Genomic DNA, 13,581 nt, shown 5'->3' with positions numbered 1-13,581 from the left:
AAAAAGAGGCTTTCCAAAAAAGAAAAGCCTCTTTTCAATAAGTCTATTATGATTATCCGCTTGTATACAAGTAGGGGCAAATGCTCGCAATAACAAGTCTATCAAAGAGTTTTTTACCAAAGTATCTTCGGTTTAGTTTATAACAGAATTCATTGAGATAGTTTTGAAGCATCTTTTCTGAAACCATATGGTACTTCTGTAAATCCCTTTTAAGGTTGCTTATTGCTATATGTGCCCATTTGAGGTTGAACTTGCCCTCTTTTGTGGAAGATAATTCGCTCACGTGAACATCGATACAATCTTCTAGGTTAGCATAAGTCGTACTTTCATCAGTTTGGAGCACGGCTTTTTTGTCAATCAGTCCTTTTATCAGTTTTTCGGCTGTTTTTGCCTTCAAGTTATCTATTTTGACCATCTTGAAATATCTGCAGCTTTTGTCCTTTTCTCCAGTAATTAGGTCTTCAAGAATAGATGATTCAGCCATAACAGCGACAGTAGCTTGTTTTTGGCTTCCACGGCCTTTCTTCAGCTTCGTCTTTTCCGAAGATTTTGTTGCCTTGCTTACAAAAGCCTCATCATATTCAACCATATCTTCTAGTTTATATTGGCTGTCACGTTTACCCATTGCTTCCCGGAGCTTGTGATACAGTCTGAAAACAGTCTCGTATCTGCTATGACCCATCTGCCTCTGTAGTTCAAGGCAGCTAAATCCCTTCTTGGTTGCGCTTACAAGAGTCATTGCAAGCAACCAAGTCCTCAATGGTAACTTGCTGTTTTCCATAATAGTACCATTTTTCAGTCCTGTCCTAAATTTACAATGTTTACATTGGAACATATTGAGAGAATTAAGCCAGTAGTGATCCTTGGAATTACAATTCTTGCAAATGACACCTTCTCTTTCCCTTTGTTCCTTCAAGTAATGGATGCAACTTGCCTCATCAGGATATCTTTCATTGAATTGTAGAATATTCATGGCCTTCTTATTTATTTACAGCCAATTAAACACTTACAATTCAGCCCTGAAAGTTATTGACACTTATTGTCAAAGTATAAAATTTGCCCACTTGTATGTAGGCGGATATTCATAAAGTCTATTCAATTGAAATTAAAATGGGGTATTTTTTCTTGCCACTTCGCTAAAAAAACCTAGTCCATTATTTCAACTTCAATTCTGTCTTCAATTCTTCTACATTGAGGATATTGGCAATCCTTGAACGTTCAATTTCCCTGAATTTTGCTAATTGTACATCTATTTGACGGGTAATTTCAACCCTAACCTCTTCTGCTCCATCTGTAGGCCTCCATTCACCTGTACCTACAATGACATTGAGGTGTGCCAATTTATTGTTCAGACGGATTGGATAGTTTAGAGGATCCTGATTACTCCTATTCTGGGTTTGGTACAATTCCTTCTCAATATCTGAAATGGTTCTGAGAATTGGCTCAATGCTTCTTTTTTGCCTTGGATTCTTTTCCATTATCCCATTCAGTTCATCCCTGTACTTTCTGATCAAAATAATCGTCTCATGGGTCTCTGTGAGTTTATCCCTCACCTTCAATAAGAAATCATACTGTGCCTGTCTGTCCTCTTGGGTGGAAGGATATCTTGGGTCAGGCAATACTTTGAATCCCTGTTCCTGAACTTGTCCATCTACGATCAACAGCACGGTATAATCCCCGGGAACCACTTTAGGCCCTCTAAGGGGGCCGGACCACATGATCAAGCCATCAAAGCCTTTGGCATTTGGGATTCTTAAATTCCAATTGAATTCATTGGAACCCAACCTGTATTTTAAGGTATCCCCTTCAATCCCTTTAGAAGAAAACTCCCTCATGAGATTTCTATTCTGGTCATAAAATTCTATCCTAACCTCCTCTTTTGGCTCTTCCTTCAAATGATAATACACCAAAACCCCTCCGGGTCTATTTGTTCCTTCTGTTTTGGACTCCTTTCTTACTCCATCTAAAGTATAGCTATCCTGCGGCTTAAAAAGATAGAATGGTTTATTGGATACATCATTGGACAATTGATGGAGAACCGTCAAGTCATCAATGATCCAAAAACTCCTTCCTTGAGTTGCCGCAATCAGGTTGTTGTCTTTGATTGTCAGATCTGTGATAGGTACAATCGGTAAGTTCAATTGAAATGGCTGCCATAAGCCACCGTCGTTAAAGGAGATATACATTCCCGTTTCCGTACCGGCATAAAGGATCCCTTTTTTAACAGGATCGGCACGGACAACTCTTGTGAAGTGCTGGGCATCAATTCCATTCACAATTTTTGTCCAAGTCTTGCCATAATCGGTGGTTTTGAAAAGGTATGGTGCATAATTCCCGTTTTTATAAGCAGTGGCAGCAAAATACAAGCCTCCTTCTTCAAATGGATGACCTTCCATACTATTGATCTGGGTCCACTCAGGCAGGTCTTTAGGCGTTACATTTTCCCATGTTTTTCCATTATCCTTTGACACATGCACCAAGCCATCATCAGATCCCGCCCAAAGCACTCCTTTTTTCAATGGGGATTCAGCTGCAGCAAAAATGGTAGAATAATATTCTACAGATGTATTGTCTTTTGTAATAGGACCTCCCGAAGGGCCAAGTTTTTCCTTGGCATTTCTGGTCAGATCAGGACTAAAGGTCTCCCATGATTGGCCTCCATTGGTGGAACGGTGAAAATGATTGGACGTGGTATACAACACCTTCGGGTCATGAGGGGAAAAGAAGATAGGGAAATTCCACTGAAACCTGTATTTCATCCCTTCTGCTCCATGTCCCATTGGATTGTCAGGATAAACATTCACATTTCTAGCAGCACCTGTCCTGTGGTTCAGATATTGAAGGAGTCCACCATAATTACCGCCATATACCACATCATTATCGGTGGGGTCCACAGCCAACCAACCGGATTCCGACCCAGCACTTTCCTCCCAATCTTCCTCAGAAATTCCAGAACCTTCATTCCTATGGGATATTCTCATTGTACTATTATCCTGTTGCGCTCCATAAATCCTGTATGGAAAATGGTTGTCTGTAGTCACCCTATAAAATTGCGCTGTTGGCTGATTCATATAAGTCGACCAGGTATCTCCTCCATCAAAAGAAACCTGTGCACCACCATCATCCGCAATGACCATCCTCTTGTTGTCAGCAGGATCTATCCAAAGATCATGATGATCTCCATGCGGTGCATTGGCACTTTTAAAGGTTTTTCCACCATCAGTGGATTTATGATAACTCACATTCAATACATAAACTGTATTTTCATCTTGGGTGTCTGCATAAATTCGTGTATAGTACCAGGCCCTTTGTCTTAAGTTTCTATCATCATTGGTTTTTTCCCAGGACTCTCCTCCATCATCTGACCGGAAGACACCACCATCCAGATTCTCCACTATAGCCCAAAGCCTTTTGGAATTTACCGGTGATACAGTGATCCCCATTATACCCAACAAACCAGAAGGCAATCCTTTGTTTCTGGAAATCTCTTTCCATGTTTCTCCTCCATCGGTACTTTTGAACATTTTGGAACCTGGCCCACCACTTTCTAGGCTGAAGGGAGTCCTTTTAACTTCCCAGGTAGTTGCATAAAGCACTTCGGGATTATTGGGATCCAAGATCAAATCTACGGCACCGGCCTGGGGATTGGTAAACAATTTTCTGCTCCAAGTCTTTCCTCCGTCAGTGGATTTATAAACACCTCTCAAATCAGTAGGCTTAAAAATATCACCCAAAACAGCAGCATAAACCACATCAGGGTTAGTAGGATGAATCCGTATTCTGGAAACAAATCTCGTTTCTTCCATACCAAGATGTTCCCAGGTTTTTCCTGCATCATTACTTCTCCAAAATCCATAACCATAAGAAACATTTCCCCTTACAGTTTTTTCACCTCCTCCTACATAGATGATGTTCGGATCAGATTCTGCAACTGCCACCGCACCAATGGACCCGCCAAAATAACCATCTGATATATTTCCCCAGGTCCTTCCTCCATCAGTCGTTTTCCAGACCCCCCCTCCCGTTGCACCGAAGTAAAAGGTATTTCGCTCAGAGGCCACTCCTGCAACAGCTGCAGAGCGTCCACCCCTATGTGGCCCTACCAAGCGCCACTGTACTGCATCATAAAGTTTTTCATCAAAGGTCTGTGCCCCGCCTTGGTTCTGATTACCAAAAGAGAATAGCAGTGCAAAGACCAAAATAATCTGTAATATTTTGTTCATAGCATGAAGGTTAGTTTAGTATTTGGGAATTTAGGGGTAAATCCTAAAAAAGAGGAAGAAAAAATGACTATTGGTAGAAAAAAGATATGAATATTGGGCAAAAAAAAAGCTCCCTTTTGCGGAGGGAGCTTTACTAATGGGAAATGGATTATCTTAAGCTTCAGCAGGTACTACGCTTACGTAAGACTTTCCATCAAATTTTTTCTTGAATTCAACTTTTCCATCAACAAGAGCAAACAAAGTATGGTCTTTACCCACACCAACATTCAAACCTGCATGATGTTTAGTACCTCTTTGTCTTACGAGGATATTACCGGCAACTACTGCCTCTCCCCCAAATTTTTTAACCCCTAGACGTTTGCTGTGGGATTCTCTACCGTTTTTGGAACTACCGACACCTTTCTTGTGAGCCATAATTTTATACGTTTATGATTTCCTGAGAAATCTTACAATGTGATGTTTTCAATCAAAATTTTAGTGAACTCCTGTCTGTGACCGTTTTTCTTTTTGTAACCTTTTCTTCTTTTCTTTTTGAAGACGATTACTTTGTCACCTTTTACATGGTCAAGAATTTTTCCTGATACCTTGGCGCCAGTGATTATTGGAGCGCCGATTGATACAGTACCGTTGTCTTCTGCCAACAATACCTGATCAAATTCCACGGAAGCGCCAGCTTCGCCCTGCATTTTTGGTGCATAGACTTGCTGATCTTTTGTTACCTTGAACTGCTTTCCTGCGATGTTTACAATTGCGTACATAAATGTTATTTATTGCTTTAGGAAATTGGAGTGCAAATATAAACATTTCATCAATAGAAAAAAAGACATCATGATATTTTACAAGATAGTTTCTTCCACATCTCAATTCAAATGATAAAGATTTGATATCCGATATCCATTGTACACCTAATCGCTTGTTTCGAAATGAGTACTTTTGGGGCAAAAATATTCACTCTATTTACTCATTCAGATTTTTTTGCAAAGTCACAAGAATTATCAGGTTTAAATGACGATTGGAAAACTTTCCATAACTCAAAAGTCAGATTTACAACACTTTGAGAATTTTATTTTGCAAAAATATTTGGTTGATAAAAATTGACTATTGTTCAAAAGTATGCAAAAAATGGTCTTGGATTTTTTTTTTAAATTTCTGAAAAAAAGTTTCAAGCCGATGAGGACAAAGTTTTGATTAAAGTATTTATTTAATCTAAAAATTTTATTTTTTTGATTTACTGATATTTAAATGTTATTGACTATTAGTCAAAAAAACTACCCGGTTAGGGGTTTTGTTGGTTTTATTTTTGGAATATGATTAGCATATTTGTTCTGAGGCTGTTCCAAAGACAGCCTTTTTGTTCCAGTCTATGGTTGAAAATGAGGAGCCTACCTTGTGATCAAATAACCTTAAAAACAAAAGTGCGATGCAACAGATAGAACCAATTCTTCAAGAAAACAGTAACAGATTTGTCCTCTTCCCAATCCAGCATGACGACATCTGGCAATTTTACAAAAAAGCAGAGGCAAGTTTTTGGACAGCGGAGGAGATTGACTTGAGTCAAGATCTTAAAGATTGGAAAGATTTGAATGACGGTGAGAGACATTTTATCTCTCATGTACTTGCATTCTTTGCGGCAAGTGATGGTATTGTGAACGAGAATTTAGCCGAGCATTTTGTTGCTGAAGTACAGTATACAGAAGCCAAATTCTTTTATGGGTTCCAGATTGCAATGGAAAACATCCACTCGGAGACTTACAGTTTATTGATCGATACCTACATTAAAAACCCAGTTGAAAGAGACCGTCTTTTAAATGCCATCGAACATATAGACTGTGTAAAAAGAAAAGCGGAATGGGCCTTACGCTGGATAGAGAACGGCACCTTTCAGGAAAGATTGATTGCATTTGCCGCGGTGGAGGGAATATTTTTCTCTGGTTCATTCTGTTCTATTTTCTGGTTGAAAAAAAGAGGCCTCATGCCAGGCTTATCATTCTCCAATGAACTGATTTCAAGGGACGAAGGATTACACTGTGATTTTGCATGCCACTTGTATACCAAGCACGTAATCAATAAGCTTCCTAAGGAAACTGTCACCAGGATCATAACTGATGCCGTAGCCATTGAAAAAGAGTTCGTGACTGATGCATTACCAGTCAAATTAATAGGAATGAATGCTGACCTCATGTGCCAATACATTGAATTTGTAGCTGACAGGCTTTTAATGGAATTGGGATGTGATAAAGTTTGGAACAGCACCAACCCATTTGACTTTATGGATATGATTTCTCTACAGGGTAAAACTAACTTCTTTGAAAAGAGGGTAGGTGATTACCAAAAAGCCGGTGTCATGAAATCCAAAGAAACTTCAGATGCCCCTAAATTTTCTATTGAGGAAGACTTCTAATTTACTTATACCACCAAACCCAAATTTTCGAGCACCATGTTAGTAATAAAAAGAGACGGACGTAGGGAATCGGTAAGATTCGACAAGATTACAACGAGGATTGAGAACCTCTGCAATGGTTTGGATGGGAGATATATCCATCCGATAGAAGTAGCCAAAAAAGTTATAGACGGCCTCTATGATGGGGTCACCACCACGGAGTTGGACAATCTAGCCGCTGAAGTATGTGCTTCCCTTACTGTGAAGCACCCTGATTACGCGATTTTGGCGGCAAGAATTGCAATTTCCAATTTACATAAGACTACCAGTCAGTCTTTTTCCAATACGATGAAAAGGCTGTATACCTACATCAATCCAAAGACAGGTGAAAATGCTGCTTTGATTGCACCTGATGTATATGGTATCATCAAAAACCATGCAGCCAGATTGGATGAGGTAATTGATTATCAAAGAGACTTCGATTATGACTATTTCGGATTCAAAACCCTAGAAAGGAGTTATCTGATCAAATTAGACGGTAAGGTGGTAGAAAGACCTCAGCATATGTTGATGAGGGTGGCAGTTGGTATTCATAAGGAGGATATCGATGCTGCCATCGAAACGTATCACCTGCTTTCCCAAAAGTGGTTTACCCATGCCACTCCTACCCTCTTCAATGCCGGTACGCCCAAACCTCAATTATCCTCTTGTTTTCTTTTGACCATGAAGGATGACAGCATAGATGGGATTTATGATACTTTGAAGCAATGTGCCAAAATTTCCCAATCAGCTGGTGGTATCGGTCTCTCCATTCACAATATTAGGGCCAAAGGTAGCTATATCAGAGGTACAAACGGAATGTCCAATGGTATTGTCCCCATGCTGAGAAACTTTGATATGACTGCAAGGTATGTTGATCAAGGTGGTGGAAAAAGAAAAGGCAGTTTTGCAATTTACTTAGAGCCTTGGCATGCAGACGTCAAAGAATTCCTGGAATTGAAGAGGAACCATGGTAAAGAGGAAATGAGAGCAAGAGACCTCTTTTATGCCATGTGGATTCCTGACCTTTTCATGAAGCGTGTAGAGCAGAATGATGAATGGTCGCTTTTCTGTCCAAATGAAGCTCCAGGTTTAGCAGATTGCCATGGAGAGGAATTCGAAAAGCTATATGAAAAATACGAAAGAGAAGGCCGTGCCAGAGAGGTAGTTAAAGCCCAGGAACTATGGTTTGAAATATTGGAATCCCAAATTGAAACAGGAACTCCTTATATGCTTTACAAAGACTCAGCAAATAAGAAGTCCAATCAGCAAAATCTGGGGACTATAAAATCTTCCAATCTTTGCACGGAGATTATCGAGTACACTGCTCCTGATGAAGTAGCTGTATGTAATTTGGCCTCTATCGCCCTTCCAAAATTTGTAAGGACTGGACCTGATGGCAAATTATTCTTTGACCATCAAAAATTATATGAGGTAACCAAAGTTGCTACACGAAACCTAAACAAGGTAATCGATGTCAACTATTATCCAGTAGAGGAAGCTAGACGGTCCAATTTTAGACACAGACCAATTGGTCTTGGGGTACAAGGTTTGGCTGATGCTTTTATTATGCTCAGAATGCCATTTGAATCACAAGAAGCCAAGGGACTGAATGAAGATATTTTTGAGACCATCTACTATGCTGCTGTAGAGACTTCCATGGAATTAGCCAAAATCCAAGGGACCTACGAAACATATGAAGGATCACCAGCTTCAAAAGGCATATTGCAATTTGATATGTGGGGTGTGACCCCTAAATCAGGAAGGTGGCCATGGAATGAATTGAAAGAAAAAGTTAAAAAATACGGCCTGAGAAATTCCTTATTGGTTGCTCCAATGCCGACTGCTTCTACTTCCCAGATTTTGGGTAACAACGAATGCTTTGAGCCATATACTTCTAACATTTACACCAGAAGAACACTTTCCGGTGAATTCATTGTGGTAAACAAACATTTGATGAAAGACCTTATTGATCTTGGCTTGTGGAATGATACCATGAAAAACAGATTGATAGCGGCTAATGGTTCAGTTCAAAATATCCCTTCAATTCCCCAGAACATCAAAGATATTTACAAGACGGTATGGGAGATCTCCCAAAGGGTGATTATCGATATGGCCGCAGATAGAGGTGCTTACATCTGTCAATCTCAGAGTATGAACGTTTTCATGCAAGATCCAAACTTTGGCAAATTGACCTCTATGCATTTCTATGCTTGGAAAAAAGGATTGAAAACAGGCATGTATTACCTGAGGTCTCAAGCTGCAGCAAGCGCAATTCAGTTTACTGTGGATAAATCAGCCCTAGAAACAGAGAAAAGTGCTCCCATCACTGCATCAGATGTTTCAAAGACACAAAAGCAGGACGCTATAGCTTGTTCCTTGGACAATCCTGAAGGTTGTGAGATGTGTGGCAGCTAAAGATTATTTTAGAGTTCGTTTGATGGTAAAAAAGCGCCTGATGGTATCAGGCGTTTTTTTTCGGGACTATGACACAAACTGTGTAAGTTGGTTTCACTACTTACGAAGTTAAAGTTAAACCTCGAAATTCTCTGTGTGATTTAGAAGAAATCGCACAGGGAATTTGAGGAACCCGCGGTAGGCGCCCCCCGGTCTGTGTGTGGACAATTTCTTACCTTTATAACACACAGATTACAAAAATGAAAAAAGAAGATCTCCTAAATGATGACTTCCTCAAGCAGTTCAGGACTGCCGGGGAGCTTAATTCCTTCCTTCAACAGCTTCAGAAAAGAGCCGTTGAGAAAATGCTTGAAGGCGAGCTGGATGCCCATCTTGGCTATGAAAAGCATCAGAATTCCGATAATCCCAATTCAAGGAACGGCTATTCCACCAAAACAATAAAAAACACATTTGGGGAAGCTGAAATCAGAGTCCCAAGAGACAGGGACGGCAGCTTTGAGCCTGCCCTTGTGCCCAAACGCAGAAGCATGGCGGAGGGCGTTGAAAACGTGATCATTTCCATGTATGCCAAGGGAATGTCAAACCAGGACATCGAAGAACAGATCCGGGAGCTTTATGACATCAATGTTTCCTCCTCCACCATCTCAAGGGTTACCGGTGCCGTAGCGGAGGATATTGTTGCATGGAGAAACAGGCCGCTTGACCCTGTATACCTGATCGTTTGGATGGATGGTATATCCTTCAAAGTCAGGGAGAACTCCAAAGTGGTCAACAAGACCGTTTATATTGCCGTTGGCCTCAGAACTAACGGCCTTAAAGAGATCCTAGGCCTTTGGCTTGGCAAGAATGAATCTTCGGCTTTCTGGATGGGGGTACTCACCGACCTGAAAGCCAGAGGGGTTGAAGATATTCTCATAACGGCAACTGACAACCTGAACGGGTTTACTGATACGATAAAAGCTTCATTCCCCCAATCAGTCACTCAGATATGTGTCGTCCACCAGATCAGAAACGCATGTAGATATGTCGCATGGAAAGACCGCAGGGCGTTTACAAGGGATATGAAGGAAATTTATACCGCCCCTACAAAAGATGCTGCTTGGGCTGCCCTGAACGATTTTGCCAAAAAATGGGAATCCAAATACGCTTATGCCATCAAAAGCTGGAGGGACAACTGGGATGAACTCACCGTTTTCTTCGATTACCCGGCTGAAATCCGTAAAATCATCTATACCACCAACCTGATTGAAAATCTCAATGGAAAGATCAGAAAATACACCAAAAACAAGCTCTCTTTCCCGACAGATGATGCCGTAATGAAGTCTGTTTTCCTGGCTGCAAGAGAAGCATCGAAAAAATGGACTATGCCTATCAGAGACTGGGGAGCTATTCTTAACAGTTTCCTGCTTATATTTGGTGATAGGGTCAGGCTTCTTGATACCTGACAATAAAACCATAATTTGAAGTTTACACACTTATCGGGATAGTGTCTTTTTTTCTTAGAAAACATAAAATGATTATGGTCTTCACATTATCATCTTATAGAGATTATTACTGTACAATTTACTAAGTACCAAAAAAGCTCTTAAAAAGAGCCATGGCCGTTTATTGTCAAATGTTTTTAGCTTTAAAAATTATCTTCCTTTTTGTGCCCCGAGTTTGACATTTCTGATCAGTGAGGCACAAATTGAAAAAAATTTTTAGAGATTTTTTTGTTCCACAACTTGTCCCGAATTTCGGGAACAGTGACAAAAGCAAACAAAAAATCCACCCTGACCTGTTGTCACGTCCTGATTTTACTTGACACTTTTTTCTTTGTTTTTTCTTTTATTTTCAATCCTCTTAAATGCCCTAGAGCCCAAGTAAGGAGACCTGTCAAGGCCGGAGCGAAGCGACGTTTATATAGCCTTGACAGGTCTCTGTCTTGGGCTACTTTTGCGTTTGAGAGATGAAAACACTGTTAGTCCCTCATGTACCTCAATCGGCTTCTTCATATTTAATGAACAATGTGGCCTCTTTTCATTGTAGGCCCATACTCCATGCCTTACTGCTGCAAACGCTTCTTTGAGATTCTTAAACCTGTCCCCAAGTTTATATTCAATCTTCAGAATCCCGTTAACCCGCTCTGCCATTGCATTATCATAGCAATTCCCTGCTTCTCCCATACTGGACTTTATACCTTCCTTTTCCAGTAATTCAGTATAAATCTTACTGCAATACTGAAAGCCCCTATCTGAGTGATGAACAATGCCTTCTGTTGACGGACATTGTTCTATCGCCATTTTTAAGGCTTCTACAGCACATTTTGACTCAAGCGTATTCCCCAAATACCATCCTACTATCTTCCTGCTGTATGCATCGGTAATAAGATACAGGTACCTGAAGGAATCCCCGACACGGATATAGGTTATGTCCGAAACCCAGGCCTGATGGGCAGTGGTCCAGACATTGCCATTGAACAGATCCTCATATTTACTGTAGCGCATAAATGACTGCGTTGTAACAACATACTTCCTCTTGCGCTTGACCAGCAAGCCTTCAGAACGCAACAACTCAAAGAGCCTGTCCCTTCCTATGCTGATCTCCAACCTCACCGCATCTTCTCTGATCAACTCCTGAAGCTTTCTTGTGCCCATCATCGGATGCGTCCTCCGGTAATCCCGGACAAGCTCCAATACCAGGTCGTATTGCGCTTCCTCCTTCAACTTGGAGTCCATCCAACCATAATATGCTGACCTACTGTAACCAAAGTAAGTACAACCGGACTTAACGCTCACTTCTTCAGGCCTTTTTGAAACAGTCCGTTGCCAAAGTTTTTTTTTAAATCCGTCTTGTATTCATCATTTGAAACATCTATCAGCGTCTCAAGCATCTTGTTGGCAACTATCGAATCGGCCAAGGCAAGTTTTAACCTCTTGTTCTCCTCTTCCAGTTCCTTAAGTCTTCTCTTCTCATCCATAGTCTCTATTCTAACCCTTTTGTTCAACAAATGATCCCTGCCAAAGGACCTGACCCACCTCTGGATCGTCTCCGCTCCTCTAATATCATACTTCTTTTGTAGATAAGAATAGGAACTTCCATTTTCCAGCTCCTCTACTACTTGCTTCTTGAAGCTAATACTGTACCTGTTAAATTCCCGAACCGTTTTTGTCATTTTTTTCCTGTTTTTAGTTTGACTTAATCTGTCAAGCTATTTCAGGACGTGACACCTGTGTCTTGTGTCTTGTGTCTTGAATCTAATCTCTAGTCTCTCGCCTCTCGCTTCTAACCTCTTGCCCTATAAACGCCAAAAGCCTTCCAGTTTCCTGAAAGGCTTTTAAATAATGTGGCGGCGATCCCGGTTCCCGGGACAGGCTCTACCCTCCCGGGTGCAACCCCTTCCGTATTGTGCGCAAAACACAAAAGCCTTCCAGTTTCCTGAAAGGCTTTTAAATAATGTGGCGGCGACCTACTCTCCCGGGTGTAACCCCAGTACCATCGGCGCTGCAGGGCTTAACTTCTCTGTTCGGGATGGGAAGAGGTGGGACCCCTGCGCTGGGCCGCCTATGCTTTTAGATATAAGACCGAAGACACAAGACATAAGACTTAGCTCTGTCTGGCTTCCGGTCCATATATTCAATATCTTAAGTTCTGTTGACGTGCACCGAGTCCCAAGTCTTGTATCTTGTGTCTTGTGTCTCACGTCTAAAATGATCATGTCTCGCGGAAAATGCAACAGGCAGACTTCAGTAAGCTTTCGGGCTATTAGTACTGCTCGGCTTTGTCATTACTGACTTTACACCTGCAGCCTATCAACGTCATCGTCTCTGACGGCCCTGTTCGGAAGTCTCATCTCGGAGGGAGTTTCGCACTTAGATGCTTTCAGCGCTTATCTCTTCCCGACGTAGCTACCCGGCAGTGCAGTTGGCACCACAACCGGTACACCAGCGGTCAGTCCAACCCGGTCCTCTCGTACTAAGGTCAGGTCTCCTCAAACTTCCCACGCCCGCAACAGATAGGGACCGAACTGTCTCACGACGTTCTGAACCCAGCTCGCGTGCCACTTTAATGGGCGAACAGCCCAACCCTTGGGACCTTCTCCAGCCCCAGGATGTGACGAGCCGACATCGAGGTGCCAAACCTCCCCGTCGATATGAGCTCTTGGGGGAGATCAGCCTGTTATCCCCAGAGTACCTTTTATCCTTTGAGCGACGGCCTTTCCATTCAGTACCGCCGGATCACTATACCCGTGTTTCCACCCTGTTCGGCTTGTCGGCCTCACAGTCAAGCCCCCTTATGCTATTGCACTCCGCGCACGGTTACCAAGCGTGCTGAGGGAACCTTTGGAAGCCTCCGTTATCCTTTTGGAGGCGACCACCCCAGTCAAACTACCCACCAAGCAATGTCTCCCAATCACGTTGGGATTAGATACCAGGCAAACAAAGGGCGGTATTTCAACAGCGGCTCCACCGTGCCTGGCGACACAGTCTCACAGCCTCCCGCCTATCCTACACATCGTTTACCCGATACCAATGCTAAGCT

General features: G+C 41.8%; 9 protein-coding genes and 2 rRNA genes (1 of these 11 running past the window's edge). 3 read left to right on the top strand and 8 right to left on the bottom strand.

The features are described 5' to 3' along the window. Nucleotides 1-52 precede the first annotated feature (52 nt). The 4 genes from BC751_RS10470 to rplU form a co-directional block, all read right to left on the bottom strand. Complete coding sequence (locus BC751_RS10470; RefSeq protein WP_130274191.1) at nt 53-973, bottom strand: IS1595 family transposase; 921 nt, start codon at nt 971-973, stop codon at nt 53-55. 181 nt (nt 974-1,154) lie between these two features. Beyond that, entirely contained in the window at nt 1,155-4,223 is a 3,069-nt protein-coding gene (locus BC751_RS10465) for a WD40/YVTN/BNR-like repeat-containing protein (protein WP_130275481.1), read from the bottom strand. Nucleotides 4,224-4,376: 153 nt separating this feature from the next. Beyond that, nucleotides 4,377-4,637 (bottom strand): 50S ribosomal protein L27, encoded by a 261-nt coding sequence (gene rpmA, locus BC751_RS10460; RefSeq protein ID WP_130275480.1) that lies wholly within the window; start codon nt 4,635-4,637, stop codon nt 4,377-4,379. 32 nt (nt 4,638-4,669) lie between these two features. Next, nucleotides 4,670-4,981, bottom strand: coding sequence for a 50S ribosomal protein L21 (gene rplU, locus BC751_RS10455; protein ID WP_130275479.1), 312 nt, complete (start codon nt 4,979-4,981; stop codon nt 4,670-4,672). Nucleotides 4,982-5,643: 662 nt separating this feature from the next. On the opposite strand from rplU, the gene BC751_RS10450 reads away from it, so the two are divergent. From BC751_RS10450 to BC751_RS10440, 3 genes are all read left to right on the top strand, one after another. Further along, entirely contained in the window at nt 5,644-6,624 is a 981-nt protein-coding gene (locus BC751_RS10450; protein ID WP_130275478.1) for a ribonucleoside-diphosphate reductase small subunit, read from the top strand. Between the two features lie 36 nt (nt 6,625-6,660). Beyond that, nucleotides 6,661-9,060 carry a ribonucleoside-diphosphate reductase subunit alpha gene (locus BC751_RS10445; protein ID WP_130275477.1) on the top strand — a complete coding sequence of 800 codons (2,400 nt, stop codon included), beginning with the start codon at nt 6,661-6,663 and terminating at the stop codon, nt 9,058-9,060. A 239-nt stretch (nt 9,061-9,299) separates the two neighbouring features. Continuing rightward, nucleotides 9,300-10,505, top strand: a complete 1,206-nt coding sequence (locus BC751_RS10440) for an IS256 family transposase (RefSeq protein ID WP_130274032.1) — start codon at nt 9,300-9,302, stop codon at nt 10,503-10,505. A gap of 453 nt (nt 10,506-10,958) precedes the next feature. Here BC751_RS10440 and BC751_RS10435 read toward each other — a convergent pair whose 3' ends face one another. The 4 genes from BC751_RS10435 to BC751_RS10420 form a co-directional block, all read right to left on the bottom strand. Further along, on the bottom strand, nt 10,959-11,837 hold the full coding sequence (locus tag BC751_RS10435; protein WP_165389788.1) for an IS3 family transposase: 879 nt from the start codon (nt 11,835-11,837) through the stop codon (nt 10,959-10,961). Beyond that, nucleotides 11,834-12,214 (bottom strand): transposase, encoded by a 381-nt coding sequence (locus BC751_RS10430; protein ID WP_130275476.1) that lies wholly within the window; start codon nt 12,212-12,214, stop codon nt 11,834-11,836. Before BC751_RS10430 ends, BC751_RS10435 begins: the two co-directional genes overlap by 4 nt. A 281-nt stretch (nt 12,215-12,495) precedes the next feature. Beyond that, nucleotides 12,496-12,607, bottom strand: a 5S ribosomal RNA gene (gene rrf / locus BC751_RS10425). A gap of 177 nt (nt 12,608-12,784) precedes the next feature. Next, nucleotides 12,785-13,581: ribosomal RNA gene (locus tag BC751_RS10420) — 23S ribosomal RNA — on the bottom strand; it runs 2,082 nt beyond the window's last position.

Origin of the sequence: Cecembia calidifontis (genome assembly GCF_004216715.1) — a bacterium.
GTDB lineage: Bacteria > Bacteroidota > Bacteroidia > Cytophagales > Cyclobacteriaceae > Cecembia_A > Cecembia_A calidifontis.
The sequence above is the reverse complement of the archived record's forward strand: the minus strand, read 5'-3'. Positions and strand labels throughout refer to the sequence as shown.